The organism is Streptomyces sp. NBC_00654, assembly GCF_026341775.1.
GTDB lineage: Bacteria > Actinomycetota > Actinomycetes > Streptomycetales > Streptomycetaceae > Streptomyces.
Map to the genome: position 1 here is coordinate 1,072,586 of NZ_JAPEOB010000003.1, position 17,391 is coordinate 1,089,976.

General features: G+C 72.5%; 18 protein-coding genes. 10 read left to right on the forward strand and 8 right to left on the reverse strand.

Annotation, left to right across the window (positions count from 1 at the left end):
• The first annotated feature begins 20 nt into the window (after window positions 1-20).
• Window positions 21-488, forward strand: a complete 468-nt coding sequence (locus OHA98_RS37300; protein WP_266932272.1) for a GNAT family N-acetyltransferase — start codon at window positions 21-23, stop codon at window positions 486-488.
• 118 nt (window positions 489-606) lie between these two features.
• Here OHA98_RS37300 and OHA98_RS37305 read toward each other — a convergent pair whose 3' ends face one another.
• From OHA98_RS37305 to OHA98_RS37330, 6 genes are all read right to left on the reverse strand, one after another.
• Window positions 607-1,974: a hypothetical protein gene (locus OHA98_RS37305; protein ID WP_266932274.1), complete on the reverse strand. Its 1,368-nt coding sequence runs from the start codon at window positions 1,972-1,974 to the stop codon at window positions 607-609.
• The gene (locus OHA98_RS37310) at window positions 1,971-2,837 is read right to left on the reverse strand and encodes an ABC transporter permease (protein WP_266932276.1); all 867 of its coding nucleotides are present in this window, start codon (window positions 2,835-2,837) and stop codon (window positions 1,971-1,973) included. The genes OHA98_RS37305 and OHA98_RS37310 overlap by 4 nt, the downstream gene beginning before the upstream one ends.
• The gene (locus OHA98_RS37315) at window positions 2,834-3,898 is read right to left on the reverse strand and encodes an ABC transporter ATP-binding protein (RefSeq protein ID WP_266932278.1); all 1,065 of its coding nucleotides are present in this window, start codon (window positions 3,896-3,898) and stop codon (window positions 2,834-2,836) included. The genes OHA98_RS37310 and OHA98_RS37315 overlap by 4 nt, the downstream gene beginning before the upstream one ends.
• Window positions 3,895-5,253: a lanthionine synthetase C family protein gene (locus OHA98_RS37320; RefSeq protein WP_266932280.1), complete on the reverse strand. Its 1,359-nt coding sequence runs from the start codon at window positions 5,251-5,253 to the stop codon at window positions 3,895-3,897. Before OHA98_RS37320 ends, OHA98_RS37315 begins: the two co-directional genes overlap by 4 nt.
• Complete coding sequence (locus tag OHA98_RS37325) at window positions 5,250-8,720, reverse strand: lantibiotic dehydratase (protein WP_266932282.1); 3,471 nt, start codon at window positions 8,718-8,720, stop codon at window positions 5,250-5,252. Before OHA98_RS37325 ends, OHA98_RS37320 begins: the two co-directional genes overlap by 4 nt.
• A gap of 86 nt (window positions 8,721-8,806) precedes the next feature.
• Window positions 8,807-8,977: a gallidermin/nisin family lantibiotic gene (locus OHA98_RS37330; protein ID WP_266932284.1), complete on the reverse strand. Its 171-nt coding sequence runs from the start codon at window positions 8,975-8,977 to the stop codon at window positions 8,807-8,809.
• Window positions 8,978-9,225: 248 nt separating this feature from the next.
• Between OHA98_RS37330 and OHA98_RS37335 the strand changes: the two genes are divergently transcribed.
• The 7 genes from OHA98_RS37335 (at window position 9,226) to OHA98_RS37365 (ending at window position 14,861) form a co-directional block, all read left to right on the forward strand.
• Window positions 9,226-9,783: an RNA polymerase sigma factor gene (locus OHA98_RS37335; RefSeq protein WP_266932286.1), complete on the forward strand. Its 558-nt coding sequence runs from the start codon at window positions 9,226-9,228 to the stop codon at window positions 9,781-9,783.
• Window positions 9,780-10,676, forward strand: a complete 897-nt coding sequence (locus OHA98_RS37340) for a hypothetical protein (RefSeq protein ID WP_266932287.1) — start codon at window positions 9,780-9,782, stop codon at window positions 10,674-10,676. The genes OHA98_RS37335 and OHA98_RS37340 overlap by 4 nt, the downstream gene beginning before the upstream one ends.
• Before the next feature lie 284 nt (window positions 10,677-10,960).
• On the forward strand, window positions 10,961-11,596 hold the full coding sequence (locus OHA98_RS37345) for a hypothetical protein (RefSeq protein ID WP_266932289.1): 636 nt from the start codon (window positions 10,961-10,963) through the stop codon (window positions 11,594-11,596).
• Window positions 11,596-12,387, forward strand: coding sequence for a hypothetical protein (locus OHA98_RS37350; RefSeq protein ID WP_266932291.1), 792 nt, complete (start codon window positions 11,596-11,598; stop codon window positions 12,385-12,387). The genes OHA98_RS37345 and OHA98_RS37350 overlap by 1 nt, the downstream gene beginning before the upstream one ends.
• Window positions 12,384-13,286, forward strand: coding sequence for an ABC transporter ATP-binding protein (locus OHA98_RS37355; RefSeq protein ID WP_266932293.1), 903 nt, complete (start codon window positions 12,384-12,386; stop codon window positions 13,284-13,286). The genes OHA98_RS37350 and OHA98_RS37355 overlap by 4 nt, the downstream gene beginning before the upstream one ends.
• A gap of 4 nt (window positions 13,287-13,290) precedes the next feature.
• Entirely contained in the window at window positions 13,291-13,752 is a 462-nt protein-coding gene (locus OHA98_RS37360) for a DUF2511 domain-containing protein (protein WP_266932295.1), read from the forward strand.
• Window positions 13,753-13,907: 155 nt separating this feature from the next.
• Entirely contained in the window at window positions 13,908-14,861 is a 954-nt protein-coding gene (locus tag OHA98_RS37365; RefSeq protein ID WP_266932297.1) for a hypothetical protein, read from the forward strand.
• On the opposite strand, the gene OHA98_RS37370 is transcribed toward OHA98_RS37365, so the two are convergent.
• Window positions 14,838-15,575, reverse strand: a complete 738-nt coding sequence (locus OHA98_RS37370) for an ABC transporter ATP-binding protein (protein WP_266932299.1) — start codon at window positions 15,573-15,575, stop codon at window positions 14,838-14,840. The two genes, OHA98_RS37365 and OHA98_RS37370, sit on opposite strands and share 24 nt — an antisense overlap.
• A gap of 2 nt (window positions 15,576-15,577) precedes the next feature.
• Window positions 15,578-16,381 carry an ABC transporter permease gene (locus OHA98_RS37375; protein WP_266932301.1) on the reverse strand — a complete coding sequence of 268 codons (804 nt, stop codon included), beginning with the start codon at window positions 16,379-16,381 and terminating at the stop codon, window positions 15,578-15,580.
• Window positions 16,382-16,680: 299 nt separating this feature from the next.
• On the opposite strand from OHA98_RS37375, the gene OHA98_RS37380 reads away from it, so the two are divergent.
• The gene (locus OHA98_RS37380; protein ID WP_266932303.1) at window positions 16,681-17,010 is read left to right on the forward strand and encodes a hypothetical protein; all 330 of its coding nucleotides are present in this window, start codon (window positions 16,681-16,683) and stop codon (window positions 17,008-17,010) included.
• A gap of 68 nt (window positions 17,011-17,078) precedes the next feature.
• Window positions 17,079-17,312 (forward strand): hypothetical protein, encoded by a 234-nt coding sequence (locus tag OHA98_RS37385; RefSeq protein ID WP_266932305.1) that lies wholly within the window; start codon window positions 17,079-17,081, stop codon window positions 17,310-17,312.
• Window positions 17,313-17,391 lie beyond the last annotated feature (79 nt).

The following is a 17,391-nucleotide window of genomic DNA, read 5'->3' on the forward strand; positions in this document are numbered from 1 at the left end:
AGAAGTGAAAGTATCCGTCCATGAATGACGCAGTGAACATCGGCGAGATGGTTGTGCGCCGCGCAAACGATTCGGATGCGGAAGCGCTCGCCGGGATCGACACGGTCGCGGTGGAAGGTGACGGTCACCGGCGGGCGAGCATCCGGGAGTGGTGCCGGCAGGGCCTGGCGGTCATGGCGGAGGACGGGTCCGGGCCGCTCGGCTACTGCGTGGTGGAGTACACGTTCTTCGAGCAGGGCTTCGTCACGATGCTGATGGTGGCGCCTTCGGCCCGGGGCAGGGGTGTCGGACAGCGGCTGCTGGACTCCGCCGCCGCCTCGTGCACGACCCCGAAGCTGTTCACCTCGACCAACGTCTCCAACCAGCCGATGCAGCGGCTGCTCCAGCGCGCCGGTTGGAGCCCGGCCGGCCTTGTCCACGGCCTCGACGAAGGCGACCCGGAGCTGTTCTACCTCCACAGGCCGCAGACCGGGCAGCCGCACCCGTAAACCCGTGGACGTGACCGTGACCCGTGGCCGTGGGCCGTGCCCCGGAGGAGCGTGCCGCGCGGATGACGACGCCGCGCTTGCGGCCTTCCTCGCCCGAGGCGCAGTCCGGCGGAGGCCGTCAGCCGGACCGGGGTCCGGGTGTGCGGGGGCCCGGGTCCCGGGCGGCGTGCAGCGCGGACGCCCTGCGGACCAGCGCGTCGTCGCCACGGCCCAGGCACCCGGCGGCGTACAGCAGCTCCGCCAGCACCTCCTGGTCGCGCGCCTGCACGGCGAGCGCGAGCAACGGGCCGAGCCGCGCGGACCATGCCTCGCGCATGTCCGGGGAACCCGTCCGGGGCAGGGCCGCGGCCCTGCGTGCCCAGTGGCGGATCTCCTCCCGGTCCGCCCGGGGAGCGTGCACGGGGAGGGAAGGGGGGACCTGTTGACGGGGGTCTCCCGGGGCGCTCCGGGCCGCTCCCTGCCGCCGTTCCCGTGCTGCCGCGGCCAGGGCCGCCGCGAGCGTCGTGTGGTAGCACGTGCCGAAGAGATAGGCGGCCGCCCGGTCGCCCGTGAGCCCGGACAGAACCTCGGGACGGTGCACCGGACTGGGTACCGCCCCGTCCGGCCGCTGCGCGGTGGCCAGTGCGTGCCAGCCCTCCCGCACCAGCGGGTCGTCGTCGCCCCGGCCGCCGAGGGCACCCGCGCACAGCAGCAGCTCCGAGAGGAGGTCCAGGCTCCCCCGCGCGAGGTGGACGCCGAGCAGTACCCGGATCGGTTCACGGAGCCGAGCCACCTCCCCGGGGCCGCCCAGCAGCCGCCGCGTACGACCGAAGTCCGTGACGTAGAAGAGGACATGGGTGAGCGCGTACGTCTCGTCCCCGGTCATCTGGAGGACGTCCGGACCCAGGGCCGCGATGCTCCGGCAGTGCAGCACGTCGAGGGCGGGCAGCGCTGCCGGGGGTGCGAATCCTCCCCGGTCGACGAAATAGCGCAGCTCCACCTGGGAGAGGACCGGACGGTACGCCCTGGTGTGACCGCCCGCATCGGCCGCGAGCAGCGCCTGGCACACGGCGCGTGCCTCCGGCTGCGGGCGGCCGAGCGTTTCGAGCAGCGCGATCAGATTGAGGTGGTAGGGGAAGAGTTCGTCGCCCCGGCGCAGCCCCTGCCCGAACTCCGCCTCCCCGGCCGCGCGGGCCGCCAGATCCAGGGCGCGGCTCGGCAGCGCCGCCTCCTTGGGTACCAGACCAGAACGGTCCAACAGCCTTACCAAGCCCAGCAGTTCGAGGAGTGGTCCGGGACGGAACGGGCGACGGGGCAGGTACTCCTCCCAGCGGGGCGCCGCGAACCACTCCACGTACTCTTCCAACCAGCGCAGCGCGCCTGCCAGCACATGGCCCGCGGAGGCATCCGGCTCAGGAACCGCCGCCCCGCACGCGGCCTCACGCCGGGCATGCGCGGGAACCGGGGGCCAGTACGGGCCGTCGCCCTCGGCCGCCGGGGCGCTCACCGCCCGCTCCGTACCCGCAGCAGTGCCAGGACCGCCACCAGGATCCCGGTCAGCACGCCCAGGTCCATCAGCCACGGGAGCACCCCACCGCCCCCCAGCAGGGTCTGGCGCGCCAGGTCGACGGCGTACGTCATCGGGTTGAGGTACATGACCGAAGCCAGCCAGCCGGGCACATCCTGCACGCTGAAGACCGACCCGGACAGGAACAGCAGAGGGAACATGGCCAGTTGAACGGTCGCCTGGAGGGTCTGCACACGCTTCACGACCGTGGCCAGGCACAGACCGATGACGCTGAAGACCGTCGCGGCGAGCGCGTAGCAGCCGACGGCGAGGACGAACCGGGCGGTGGTCAGCGGCACGCCCATCAGCGGCGAGAACGCGAGCATGAGCATGCTCTGCACGGTCACCATCCCCGCACCCGCGACGACCTTGCCCAGCGGAAGGCAGATCCGTGGCACCGGGGCGACGAGGAGTTCGCGCAGGACGCCGTACTCGCGGTCCCAGGCGTACGACTGACCGGAGGCGACGCCGATCGAAACGACCTGGATGCCGATGATTCCGGGAAAGACGTACGCGCTGAACGACACCGAGCCGACCGCGCCGATCATCCCGTTGAAGCCGACCGCGTAGACCAGGACGAAGAAGAGGATCTGCACGGCCTGGCTGAGGAGCACGCCCGGCCGTTTGGCCTGGCGCAGCAGATCCCGGTGGGCGATGACGGCGATCGCGCGCAGGGCCACTCTCAGCGGTGCGTCCCCGGCGGCGAGGGACGGTGCGGAGACGGCTGTGGTGGGGGCGGCGGCGGCCGTCGAGGTCGCCGTGGTCACGGTCGTGGTGGTCACGGTCGTGTTCGTCCTGGTCATGGCGCCGTCGTCCTTTCCCGCCGTGCCCGGGGGCCGTCCTGCTCGGCCGCCTCCAGATAGACGTCGTTCATCGAGGGGTGGTGCACGGAGACGGTCAGTCCGGGCACATCCAGGGCCCGGACCACCGCGGCGATCCGGGCCTCGGGGTCGACGCAGTGCACCGCGACCCCGGCCGGCCCGATCAGCGCCTCGAAACCGGCCGCCCGCAACTGGCGGGCGGCTGCCTCGTCGTCCGCGCAGGTCACCACGATGCGGGACGAGTCGAGACTGCTCTTGAGCCGGTCGACGCTGCCGTGCCGGACGATCCGGCCCTGCTGAAGGATGACGATCTCGTCGGCGTACTCCGCCTCGTCCATGTAGTGCGTGGCGAACAGAACCGTGACGCCCAGTTCGTCGCGCATCCGCAGCAGGTCCTCCCACACGGTGGCGCGGGCGGCCGGATCCAGACCGTTGGTGGGCTCGTCCAGGACGATCAGCCCCGGCCGGTGCAGCAGGGCACGGGCGATCTCCACCCGCCGGGCCAGTCCGCCGGACAGTTCCTCGACGCTCTGGTGGCGACGGTCGGCGAGATCGAACAGGTCCAGCATCAGCGTGATCCTGGACCGGGCGTCCGCGCGCTTCATACCGAACAGCCGGGCGTGGAACCAGAGGTTGCGCTCGACGGAGAGTTCCTTGTCGAGGGTGCGCTCCTGGAAGACCAGTCCGAGGCGGCGCCGGGCGGCCACGGCCGCCTCCCGGACGTCATGGCCGAAGATCCGGACCGTACCTCCGTCGGGACGTGCTGCTGTCGACAGCACCCCCAACAGACTCGACTTTCCCGCCCCGTTGGGACCGAGCAGGGCAGTGATGCGGCCCGGCGGGGAGCTGATGGACACACCGTGGACCGCCGTCACCTTGCCGTAGCGCACGACCAGATCGCTGATCTCGAAAGCGAGGGGTGCCTGCTCAGCCGGCGCTTCCGACGTGGCCGTCTCCGCATGGGTCCGGCCGGAGCTGTTCGCGCCGGGCCCGTTCATGTCGGCCACGGTCGCACCGGCCCCGTTCACGTCGGCCCCGTTCATGCCAGCCCCAGTGTGCGGTCCCACGGCAACGGGCCTTCGCCGGGCGGCATCAGGGCGAGTGCCACACCCGCGGCGCCCTCCAGCATGCCCGCGGTGTTCACGGCCCGGTGCGGGACCGGTGAACGGGCCGCGGCGGGGAAGCGCATGAGGTGGCGGTATCCGAACGGTGCCGCTTCCTCGGCGCAGCCCAGCACCTTGTCGGTCAGCCTGCGGCACCCGGCGCGCAGTTCCGGATCGTCCGTGGCGTGCGCGACCCGGGTCAGGACGCTCAGCAGTCCGGCGTACCCGTGGCAGACGGTGGCGCCCTCGATCGCCCACAGCGATTCGTCCCGCCGCAGCGCCGCCCGGAGCGCGTCGACGGCCGCCGCGCACCACTGCGGGCGGCCCATGGCCCGTCCCGCGCGGAAGAGGGCGGCGGCGACACCCGGGGTGCCGTAGCACCAGGCGGTACGGGTGAACAGCTCGGCGGGCCGGTGCGGGGCGACCTCCCACTCCCAGGCCGCCCGCGCGGGCCAGTACGGGCCCGCTTCGTCGTGCAGCGTCCAGCCGAGCAGCCATGCGGCGACGCGGTGGACGGCGTCGCGGATGTCCGTCCCCGTGTGCCCCGCCTCGTACGCCGAGCAGAGCACCGCGAGCGGACCGGCGATGCCGTGTGCCATACCGAGGTTGAAGTCCCCGTGGGGGTACTCCTTCCGGTCCCGCTCGCCGATCTGGCGCTCGGCCGGAACCCACCAGCCGGGCACCTCGTGGCCGTCGATCACCACCGGCTCGGTGATCCGGGTCAGGTGCCGGAGCGAGGCGGCGAGGGCGGCGGTCACCTCGGGGCCGGTCTCGGCCGGGTCGGTGGCCGAGTCCAGGAGCAGCCGGGTCGTCCCGGAGAGCCCGTTGATCAGGTCGTACGCCGCCCAGTCGACGCCCTTCGCTCCTGATGCGGCGCGGGTGCCGAAGGCGCGCAGCCGCTCACTGTGGTCCTCCGCGACCCATCCGGCCAGCCTTCGGCGCAGCGCGCTGTAGTGTCCCTGCGGCCCGGCGCAGGTCTGTGCGGCGGCGAGCAGTGCGGCCGGGCCGGAGAAGAGACCGTGGCGGGGGGCGGTGCTCATGGCACGGCCGGCGGCGGCGAGGTGCCGGTGGGCGACGGGCCGCCAGGCGTCGTCGCCGCGGGCCAGTTCGCCGTAGAGGAGGGCGATGCCGGGCAGCCCGTTGGCGAGGGTCAGCGGGCCCCACATCACCGCGTCGTAGACGGGGTCGCGGTTGTCGTCGCGGGAGGCGACCGCCGCGACCCGCTCCGGATCGGCGAGCCGGTCGGCGACCAGGGCGACGGCTTCGTGCGGGCGTACGTCGGTGGTGGCCTTCATGACTGGTGCCTCCGGCGGTTGAGGTGGTCCTGCACCGCGCCCCGGGCGATGCCGAGCGCGGTGATCTCACGGGCGCCCGAGCCTCCGAACAGGCGGTTGCAGACCATGTGCAGCAGGCTGCCGACGACCCGGCCCTGAGGGGTGCCGCCCGAGGTGCCGCCCGAGGTGCTCACGGCATCGGCGAGTTCCCGCACGGCGTCATCGCGGGCGGCCAGCGCGGCGAGCACCATGGCCCCGCCCGGGTCCGCCGAGAGGGCGGGCCAGCCGCCGTAGGGGTCGATGAGGCGGCGCCAGTGCGCGGACCGGGAGCGGAACGCGGCGGGAAGGTCGGAGCGCGCGCCGGTCATGGAAAGCCAGGCCGTGGCGCCGTCGTCACCGCAGTCCTCGGTCACCAGGGGGTTTCCGGGGGCCGGGGGGCCGAAGGCGTGGGCGAGCGCCGCGCAGGAGATGGCCGCGAGGTCGTCGACGCCGTAGTCGTTTCCCGGGTCCTTGGCCAGCCTCAGCAGGTCGAGGGCGGCCTCGCTGTCGTACTGGAAGACCTGCTCGGCGAGCCGCTGGGCGGCCGGCCCGCCGTAGCGCTCGCACTCGGGGTCGTACTGCGCGAGGGAGTGGCTCCGCAGCAGCCCCTCGCGCTGCCAGCGGTGGAGCAGCTCACCGACCGCGGGTGCGGCCTCGCCCCACATCGCGTGCGGCCGGTCGCCGTGCAGCCGCAGCCGCAGGTGGTGGCCGCTGTCGTCGGTGTAGCGGATGAAGAACCAGCCATCGGCTCCCTTCTCCCGTGCCAGCGTGATCAGTTCGGGGAGGTGGTCGCGCAGCAGGTCGTCCTGGGTACGGGCGGAGCCGTGCAGCTTGAGGTAGAGCCATTCGCCGCCGAGGCCGTGCGCTGTTCGTCCGGGCCGGTGCTGTCCGGCGTACGGGCGGCGGCGGGGCGCACCGGTCTCGCGACGGGTGAGCGGGACGACCAGCTCGGCCGTGTGACCCGCGAGGGAGGTGTGACCCGCGAGGGAGGTGTGCTGCCCGGGACGCGGGACGCACGGACCGTCCGGGGCGCGCTGACCGTCCGGGGCCGGGATCGGGGCGTCCGGGGCCGGGATCGGGGCGTCCGGGGCCGGGATCGGGGCGTCCAGCCAGCCTTCGTACTCGCCGGGGACTTCCTGGGCGACCAGATCGGGATGCCGCAGGACCTGGTCGAGCAGCAGTTCGCGGTGCCATGCCTGGTCGAGGTCGAGGAGCAGCCGCTGGTCGGCGGTGACGGCCAGGACGCGGGCGGGTACGTCCCACGCGCTCCGCCAGTCGTGCAGTGCGTCGTCCCACTCCGCCCCGCGCGTGCCCCGGGCCGCCTCGCCGCGGCGTGCCCGTACCGACTCGGCCCGAGCGCGGATCACATCCAGCCGCCAGACGGCACAGGCCAGGACGAACCTGCCGTACCGCACGCGCGGCACGAAGGGCGCGTCGGCCAGCGGCCCCCAGTTCCACGGCTCCCACAGGCGCTGGCCCTCAAGTCCGATCTCCCACAGCAGCCGGACGGCGTTGGGCGCCTGGGCGGGAGCACTGATCATGTTGCCGAGCACCGGGACGATCTCACGGCCGGTGGGCAGGTGCACGGCGGTCAGCCGGTCCAGGGTGGCACCGATCCCGATGTCCGTCAGCCGCAGCTCCTCGACACCCGGGGTGTCCGGGACGCCCACGGCGATGCGGCGGCCCGTGGCCGGGGTGGTGTGCGCGAGGTTGGCGGCCCGGCCCGAGCGCGGCCGGAAGGCGAGGTCGACCGGAACGGCGTCCTGGATGTGCACGGGGTTGTGCCGGTGCAGGGCGGCGAACCCCGGGCGCCAGTCGGGGTGCTGGTCCGCGAACCGGGCGAAGGTCGCCCCGGCCCGGTGCGAGCCGGGCGACGGGGACAGGAAGACCCGGAAGTCGCCCCGGTCCAGCGCCTCCACACCGGGGGCGACGACCTGCACCGTCACCTCGCACGAGTTGGGGAGGTCCGCGGGGTCGGCGATGTCGTGGCACAGCTCGTCCAGGTCCGCGTCGTGGAGGACGACCTCGCGCAGGCCCGCGCGCTGCGCGGTGGCGGCCAGCCGGGCCATCGCCCGGTCCCGGCGGGCGGTGCGCGGGTCGTCGGGCGGGGTGACGGGGGCCTCGCTGTTGGGCCAGCCGTAGCCCGGCGGGGCTCCGAGGCCGGTCGATTCGTCGAGGAGCTCCAGCACGGGGACCAGCCGGTCGGCTCCATGGACGTCGAGGAAGCGGCGGTGGTAGTCGCGCAGGGCGAAGAGCCCGAGCTTGGGGCGGGACAGGCGCCACATCGCACCGGCGGCCTGCTCGACGGTGGTGCGCACCGCGTGGGGCAGGTGCAGCACGGTGTCGAGGCGCGTGTCGATGTGGAGCGGTGTGTCGTCCGGCTCCACCGACCGCGCCGTCCGCAGCAGCCGGGCGAGGTGGGCGTGGCCGCCGCCGACGGGCCGGGCGTCGTACAGCTGTCGTTCCCGGTCGACCTCCAGCAGCGCCTCGTGCGTACGCCGGGTGTCCTCGGACGCCCCCGTGACCTGGGCCAACAGGTCCAGGACATGACGCAGCGGGTCGTCACCGGCCAGCGGCGGACGCAGCCCGGTGATGAGGATCTCCTGACGCACCAGCTCGCCGAGCAGCTGGTGGATCCGCTCGACGGGGGCTCCGGGGAAGGCCGCCTCGACGCGCCGGACCAGTTCGCCGTACGGCAGCGGGGCCGCGCACTCGGCCACGGCCCGCCGGACGACGGGGGTATGGCGGACCGACACCGTGCAGCGGCCCTCGCCGCTGTCGTCGAGCCGTACGCCGTTCGTCGAGGGAGCGGTGAGGACCAGCCGGTCCCCACGCCCGATCAGGGCCTGGTGGGCCTGGACGGTCAGGGTGGACAGCACGGCCGGGTCGCGTTCGAGGCGGTGGCCGATCCTGGTGAGCCACTGCATGTCCACATGCGTACGGGTGCGGTGCGCGGTGCCCCGCCGGACCTTGGCGGTGGCGTCGAACTGCCCGGCCGCCACCCCCGCGAACAGCCCGAAGGGGGTGGGCCGGGTACGCATCCTGATGTCGTAGCGCAGCACGGCGAGGGCGGCCCGGCGCAGCTGGCCCGCCCGGATTCCGGCGGCGCCGCGCTCGGCGACGCGCGCGACCATGGCACTGAGGCTGGGGGAAGCCAGATCGAGTGCTTCGGTCAGCAGCCGGTCGGCGGGGACCGCGGCGAGGAGTTCGGCGCAGGCGGCGAGATCGTGGGGGCCGCCTGCGCCGGGGAGGGGTAGACCGGGTGCGTCCGGTGCCAGAGGAGCGCGGTACAGAAAGACGTCTCTGGCCTTGAACGGTGTTGCCTTGAGCGGTGCCGACTTGGGCGGTGCCGACTTGGGCAGTGTTGCGTTGAGCGGTGTTGCGTTGAGCGGTGTTGCCTTGTGCGGTGACTCCTCAGACGACGGTGTCTCCTGGGACGGTTCCCCCACAGATGTCCTCCATCTCGTCCGCACCTCACGCCCGGGAGCTGTGCCCGTGAGGCCGGATCGAGGCCCGGCCCCACGGGTCTGAACTGTCAGCAGCAGTGACTGCAGCCGGAGCCGCCGCCCTCGCTGGTGCACCCCGGGGTGCAGTACGAGATGCTGGTGATGGCGGGGCCGGCGACGGACTGCTCCACGCCGATCTCCAGGTCGAGGTCGAACAGCCCCGAGTCGTTGGCCGTCCGAGCGGGATCCTTGATACCCATGCTCTCTCCTTCATAGGAATCGAAGCGGATGCTCGTGGGCCGCGGCGGATGCTCGTGGATCGCGACCCACGATTCACCGAACCACGTGTCCGGTGGCCGGAACAACGGGGTCGGTGCGGCTTGGCAGTCCTGGCAGTGCTGTCAGTACCGGTCTCCGAACGACGGCAGTTCTGCCCGGATTCGTCCTGATCCGAAGAATTCCGTCGTAAGGCGTGAACCGACCAGGCGTTTATGGATACGTACGTGGTGTGTGTTCGGACGAAGCTCTGCTGACCGGTGTCGCCCAGGGCGACCAGGCAGCCCTGCGTACCCTCTACGATCGGCACGCTGCCGCCATGCTGCGTCTCATCGGCAGACTCACCTCGGACCGGGGAGTGTCCGAGGAGATCCTCCAGGAGTCGTGGCTCGCGGTATGGCGGTCGGCCGGCGGTTTCCGGGGCGAGTCCTCCGTACGGGGGTGGCTCATGGGCGTGGCCAGACGGCAGGCCCACAATCAGCTCCGCAAGTCCCGGCCGCAGCTGGTCGACCTGGCCGAGGCCCACGACGTGGCGGATCCCTCGTCCAGCGTCGAGGACCAGATCGTGCGGGACGCCGAGCGCACCGCGTTACTGACAGCCGTCCGCACTCTCCCCGGACATCTGCGCGAGGTGCTCGCCCTGGTCCTGGTCGAGGACCTGGCCTACCCGGAGGTGGCCACCGCGCTCGCCATCCCGGTGGGCACCGTCAAGAGCCGGATGTCTCAAGCGCGCAGACGGCTGAGCCACATGCTCGCCGCCACGCGGCTGGAAGGATCGGGACGACGATGACAGACCACCTCACGGACGATGTCCTGGCGCATCCGTCGGGCGACGGCCCCGACGAGGAGCGCCGGCTGCGGCATCTGGAGACATGTGCCGCCTGCCGCAACCGGAGCGCGGTGTGGCAGGACATCCGGTCGGCGCTGCGCACCGAGTCCGCCGAACAGGCCCTCGCCGTACCGTCCTTCGACGCGTTGCTGGGCCCGGCGCTGGCCGGCCCGGCCGAGCGGGCCCCTCGTGCGGACGCCGTGCCCGTGCGCCGCAGGGCCGCGCTCCCCTGGCGGACGGCGGGGCAGCTCGTGCTGCGTCAGGCCCTGCTGATGCCGAGGAGCTGGGCACCGCTCAGCGCCGCCGGGTTCGTCGGAGCGGCGGTGCTGGCGGCGGCCGACGCGCAGGATCGTTTCGGGACGCGGCTCTTCGGCGCGGTGGTGGTGCTGCTGGTGGTCTTCGGCGCGCTGATGGTCGCCTCGCCCCGCCGGGACCCCAGGCGGGAGCTGCTGTTCACCCTGCCGGTGTCCCCCGCCGTGGTCTTCATCTCCCGGCTGACCGTGGTGCTCGGGGTCGATGTGGCGCTGGCCATGGGCTGTTCGGCGCTGGTCGCGGGGCCCGGTTGGTGGCCGGTGGTGTCGAGCTGGCTCGGCGAATCACTGCTGGCCGCATCGCTGACGCTGGCTCTGTCGGTCCGCTTCTCGACCGCGGCCGGAGCCTCGGCGGGCGCGGCGCTGTGGCTGCTGGGTCTCGTGGGCGGGCCGCTGTCGGGGGTCACCACCCCGTTCGCCGGTTTCCTGGACGCCCTGCTCGCGACGACGCCGTGGAGCCTGGCACTCGCCGTCGCCCTGCTGGGCTGGGCCGCGGCCACGATGCGGTCGTTCGGGGACAGCGCGGCGTCCCGGCCCGCGTAGAGAGTCCGTTGCCCGGTCGGCTGCGTGTATCGCCGCCCGACTGCCCGAATGCCCGGCTGCCCGAATGCCCGGCTGAAAGTCCGTCGGGCCGGCGGGGAGTCGGGCCGGCGGGCAGTCGGGCTGGAAGGCTCCCCGTCCGTCCGTCCGGCCGTCCGGCCCGCCGGAGCGTCCGGCCGGTGCCGTGAACCGTTCGTGGCCGTTCCGCTACGTACGGGGTGTGCTGCCACCGGCAGGTCACGCCGCGCTCGCCGGGCCGGCGTGGGTGCGACGAAAGGAGCCACGACATGACCGCTGCTACCTGGTGGACCCACGAAGTCCGCCGGTGCGGGAAACAGGCCGTCGCCCTGCCCGTCCTGGCGGCGCTCCTCGCCTGCGTCGCGGCCGTGGGCCTCGACGGCGCCACGGTGCTCGGCCGGGCCCTGCTCTCCTGCGCGCTGCCCGCCGCGGCGGCTCTGGCCTGTGCGGCGGTGGTGGCGCGCGAGCCGCTGCTGGAGCTGCATCTCTCCCTGCCCACCCCCTACCCCCGCACCGTCGCCCGCCGGCTCGCCTGGCCCACCGCCGTCACGGCCGTCGCCGCGCTCGCCCTGGTGACGACGGTGACGGCCGCCGGACAGCCCCTCGACCTCCCCGGCACCCTGCTCAATCTGGCCGGGCTGACCGTGCTGCTCAGCGGCGGCGCGGTGTGGGCGACGGTCCGGTCCGGCTCGGCGGCACCCGCCACCGGGCTGGTGGTGGCGGTGGTGCTGGCCAAGCTGCTGCTGGTCGACCGGGTGGTGGCCGACGGGGCCGGGCAGGCGCTGCCCGCGCTGCTGATCGGCGGCTGCCTGACCGCGGCGTCCCTGCGCACGCTGGGTTCCGGCGGCCGGGCCGGCGCCGGACTCCGCCCCATCGGCGCGCACTCCGGCGACAAGGAGGCCTGATGGTTCTGCTGTGGACCCTGCGGTACGAGGCCCTGATGGCGGCCCGCCGCCGGATCGTGTGGGGGGCGGTGCTGCCGCTGGCCCTGCTCAGTCTGCTCCTGGCCGCCACGTCCCCCGTCGTCACCGGCTCCGCCGACCCGGCGACCCGGGTCGGCGCCGCCGCCGTGCTCGTCAACTCCTTCTGCACCCTGGGAGTCGGCCTCGCCCTCGCGGACCGACTGCGCCGGAGCCTGGAGTCGCGCGGCACCGCCGAGTTGCTGGCCGCCACCCCGGCAGGGCCGCTCGCGCGGACGGCGGGCGCCCTGGCCGGACCGCTGCTCACCGCGCTCGCCCCGGTCGCCGTTCTCTTCCTGGCGTACGCCGCCGTCGTCTCGGCACTCGCCGGTTCCGCGACGCCCCTGGGCTCGGCGGCGGTATCGCTGCTGACGGCCGTACTCCCCGCGGCACTGCTGGCCACCGCTTTCGCCGGGCTCCTCGGCGTGCTGCTGCCGGTGGCCGCCGCACGGGCCGTCACGGCCCTGGTGTGGCTGTGGGCCTGCCACTTCCCGCCGGGCTTCTCGCCGATCCCCACGGTGACCGGCACCGTGCTGTCCCCGCTCGGCGGCTATCCGATGGTCGCCTGGGCCCACGCACCCGAGGTGTGGGCGGCCCGGGACGGCACCGGAGTCCTGCGTCCCGCCGTCAGCGACACCACCGCACTGGTGAACGTCGCACTCGTCCTCGCGACGGCCGCCGCCTGCTACGCGCTGGGCCGTCTCGTCTCCCGCATCAGCCGACACGGAGCCTCATGAACATCTCCACCGAGCAACTGACGAAGGTGCACCGCGGCGGCCGCCGCGCGCTGGACGCCGTCGACCTGCACATCGAGAGCGGCACCGTGGGGCTGCTGGGCGCGAACGGCGCGGGCAAGACCACACTGCTGCGCATCCTCACCGGTGTGCTGCGCCCCACCTCCGGCCGGGTGCACGTGGCCGGACACGACCTGTCGACGACCGCCGGGCTCAGCGCCGCCAAGCGCACCCTGGGCTACCTCCCGCAGGAGCTGTCCCTCTACCCCGACCTGACGACACGCGAGTTCCTCGACTACATCGGCGTGCTCAAGGGCATCCACGACAAGCGCGAACGACGACGTCAGGTCGACGCGCGGATCGCCGAAGTCGGCCTGGAGGAAAGATCCGGCGAGCGGCTGGCCGGGTTCTCCGGCGGCATGAAGCGACGGGTCGGCATCGCCCAGGCCCTCATGGGCAACCCGTCCCTGCTGATCATCGACGAACCCACCACCGGCCTGGACCCGCACGAACGCATGCGATTCCGGACCCTGCTCGCCGGTCTCGGACACGGCCGCACCGTCATCCTGTCCACCCACATCCTCGACGACGTGGCCCAGACCTGCCCCGAAGTGGCCGTGCTCGCGGCCGGCCGGCTGGTCTTCCACGACACCACCACCGACCTGGTCGGTCAGGCGGCCGGGCGCACCTTCGTGTACCGGCCCACCGGCCCGGACACCGGCCCGCCCCCGGGCGCCGAGGTGGTGAGCGCGGTGACCCGTGCCGAGGGGACCGAATACCGCATCGTGACGACCGCCCCGCCCGCCGGGGCCCGGCCCGTCGAGCCGTCACTCGAAGACGGCTACGCCGCCCTGCTCCGCGCCGACGGCGCGACCCAGCACCCACCCACAGTGAGGCAGTGACCACGTGACCACGAACACCCCGAACACCCCGAACACCGCGCGCACCCCGCACACCCCGAGCACCCGGCGTTCCACCACCCGGTCCCCACACGCCCTGGCCTGTCTGGCCCTGACGGCAGTGACCCTGATCGGCCTGGCCGGCTGCGGGGGCGGTGGCCGCGCCGAACCGGCCACCAAGACTCCCGTACCGCTGCCGAGCCCCACGTCCACCAAGCAGCAGATGAGCGAGAAGAACCTCGGATACACCTGGCCGCTGACGGTCGAGCAGGCCACGGCCGAGTGCCGCGAGGGCGACCAGGCGGTCGTCACCGTCCCCGACGGAACGACCTACGCGCTCAACGACCGTGCGGAGAGCGCCGGTTACCCGGACCTGGGGCCCGTTCGGATCTCCGGCGACGGCGGCGACCCGGTGAGCATCGGCCCGCTGCTCAGCAGGACCCTGAAGCTCTGCGGAATCGCCTCATGAACGACCCGGGACGGTTACATCTCCTGGGTGTACCCGTCCTTCACCCCGACCACGGCGCACACAAGACACGAGAGGCACGAACCGCACGACGAAAAGTGGGCCCACGAGTGAGCTGACGTGGGCCCAGCACGACCGAGAATCACGGGGGCACGACCTTGGAACAGCGCGCATCGACCGCTGACAAGCTGCACGTCCTGGTCCATTCCGGGCTCAGGGAGCACTTCGACTCACCACCCGCCACTCTCAGCACCATCCGCTCCGGCCTGGACCACGTCGACTTCGTGGACGACGCGTGTCTGACCGCGCCCGGGACGGTGCTCTGTCTTCCCGTCCTCATACCGGTCGCCAGCGAGTTCCAGGCCGAGGGGCTGCGCGCCGTGCGGGTACGGCATCCGTTGTCCCTGCTCATCGCGGTGACCGACGATGTCACGGGATATCGCACGTATTACGCGATCCGTTCGGGGGCGAGCTTCGTGCTCAATCTCGCCATTCCCGGCGAGAGCCAGGTCGACATGCTGTACGCGCAATTGCGCGCGCACCGCATGACCATGTCCGCCGTCCGGCTCCATCTCGCCCACGCCGACCACCAGGGCCACGACGAACACGAGGCACACAAGGGGCACAAGGGGCACGAGGGGCACCAGGAGCACGGAATCCCTCAGCATGCCCACGGCGATGAAGCGGCCCGGGACCATGTGCCGCGGCACGCGGCCGAACACCGATGTCCGGACATCGGCGTACGACACGACGACGAGCGGTTCGCTCTCGACCTCAGGCCACCGCAGCCTGCCATGACAGCCCCGGCCACCACCTCGGACACCGGCCTCCTGCGACTGCTCCGCACCTCGATGACCGTGTCCGAGATCGCGCGCACCTACTACTGCTCGGAGCGGTCCATGTACCGCCGCATCCGCAAGCTCTACGACGATCTGGGCATCCGCAGCCGCACCGAACTGATGTCTCTGGCCATCGGCCCGAACCCGCCACCGCGTCTCCTGCTCCCCGGTCCGGCCGCCGGCCGGGCCGATGGCCCGCGTGAGGGCCCGCCCTATGGCCCCCGCCGGTCCACGGAGGCCATAGGGCGGTCAGCGGATTCCCGCGTCGACTGATTCCAGCAGCCGGAAGAATCCGACCTCCACATCCCCGTCGACGGCCAGCCCGGCCAGCGGGCCCTCGTACCGGGTGCGGCCGTCGCACAGCACCTGCACCCGGTCGCAGACCTGCGCGACCTCGGCCAGCTGGTGGCTGGCGATCAGGACGGCGACGCCCTCGTCGGCCAGGGAGCGGATGATTCCGCGCATCTCCCGGATACCGACGGGGTCGAGTCCGTTGGTGGGCTCGTCCAGGACGATCAGCCGCGGTTTGGCCAGCAGCGCGACGGCGATGCCCAGCCGCCACCGCATTCCGAGGGAGTACGAGGAGACCCGCCGGCCGCGCGCCTCGGTCATCTTCACCAGGCGCAGCGCCGGTTCGATCCATTCCTCGGGCACACAGCGCAGCCTCGTGTGCACCCTCAGCGTCTCGTCACCGGTCAGTGTCGGCCACAGGCCGGGGACTTCGATCAGGGCCCCGACGTCCGCCAGTGAATCCCGTCCCACCGGCTTGCCGAAGATCTCGATGGTGCCCGCTGTCGGCCGCTGGAGTCCCAGCAGAGCCTTCATGAGCGTCGTCTTGCCGGCGCCGTTCGGTCCGAGGAGTCCATAGACCTCGCCCGCCCGCACAGTGAGGTCCACCCCGTCCAGGGCGTATCGGGAACCGTAGCGCTTGCTGAGCCCGCGGATCGTCAGCGCCGCTGTCTCCGGCCGGGATTCGTACACGGTCATGGTCAGATCTCCTTTCGCTGCATGTGCACACGGCCGATGAGCAGCAGGGCCGCCGTCAGCACGACGGCCAGTCCCACGGCGAGCGGGATGGCGGACATGGCGGTGACCGGGCTCCCCTCGGGCAGCGGCACTCCGTTCGGTCCGATCCCGGCCAGGGGCAGCACCACCCGCATCGGCCAGGCGAAGGGGACGGCGAACCAGAAGTCCTTGTCCGAGACGAGCGCGCCGCACAGCAGCCCGGCGATGCCCACGCCGATCCCGGGACCCATCCCCCACACGAACGAGACCAGCACGGCCAGCGCCGTCATCGACAGGCCCACCAGCCAGGGCAGATAGACCGCCGCGACCACCATGCCCATGCCGCCCGGGAAGTCGCCGCTGATCAGCGCCCCGATCGAGAGCATCACCAGCAGCACGCAGGAGGACAGGAACCCCAGCACACCCAGCGCGGCCACCTTGCCGACGAAATACCGCCCCCGCGGGACCCCGTACGACAGCAGGAGCCGCCAGGCGTCCTGGTCGGCGCGGACCGACAGCGCGGCGGCCAGGCCCGCGGTCATCGGCACCAGCACGCCCCAGAACTCCAGCGTCACATTGCGGAAGACCTCGAAGGTCTGCCCCGCCTTCGCCTCGGAGGAGCCCAGGGAGCCGAGGAACAGCGGGATGGTGATGATCACGGGAGCGAGCAGGTGGTACCAGAGGACGAATCCCCTCTTGTTGCGGGCGAGCTCGGTCCCCACCACGGTCGACAGCGACGGATTGTCGCGCTGCCCCACGAGGGGCGGGTCGGCTGTGTCGTGCGCCATGAGTTCTCCTACCTGACCGTTGTCGGTTGTCGACCGTTGTCGGTTGTCGACCGTTGCCGGTTGTCGACCGTTGCCGGTTGTGCCAGGTACGTAGCGAAGTCCGGAGCCGCGGTTCGCGGCGGGAGGACGCGGTCGCCCGACTGGCAGACGGCAGACACCTGACAGAGGGCTGCCAACCGCCCCGGCGGGAGCACGTTCCGACGCGTGCGGATGCGAGCGTGATAGGCACCGCCGGGCCGCCGCCACCGGGGTGGGCCGGTCGGGTGTTCCCGCACCAGCATCGTCAGGGAGGAACCCTCATGAAGAAGCTCAGCAGCGTGCTCGTGGCCGGCGCCATGGCCCTCGCGCTCGGCGGTCTCGTCACCCCCGCCGCCTCAGCCCCCGCCGCACCCACCGCACCCACCGCCTCAGCCGTCCCCGGCGCCTCCGCCGCAGTGGGGATCATGAGGGTCTGGCATGCGACGGTGCAGTGCCAGATCGTGCGGATCAGCGACAACAACGCGATCAGGTACGACAGGGCCGACGGCACGGGCAACACCGAGAAGGCGGCCATCGACGACGCGGCGCGCAACATCCCCGTCCCGGCCGGGCACTACAAGCGCCACTGCGACGCGAAGCGCACCTGGTAACGTCAAAAAAAAGGGGAGCGGACCGGATCGCCCCCCTTTTTTTGTCCCCGGGCAGAAAGGCGCGAGCGATGTCCGAAGCTCCCCGTGTGTACGAAGTGCGGCTGGGCGTCTACGCCACTCCGCAGCAGGCCGAGGACCTCAAGGAACGCATCTCCGCGATGCTGTGCCCGGACCCGGACCACGCGCCGCCGTGCCCGATCCCCTGGTCCGTCGCCCTGCTTCAGGGGGAGGGCCTGGAGGATCCCGACGCCTACGAGCACCTCGTCGAGCAGGGCCGCATCGAGAGCGGCCCCCGTCCGTAAGGCCCCGCTCGTAGGCCGTGCCCGTAGGCCGTGCCGGCGACGTCGTGGCCGCGGAGTCCGGAGACCAAGAAGGTGGGGG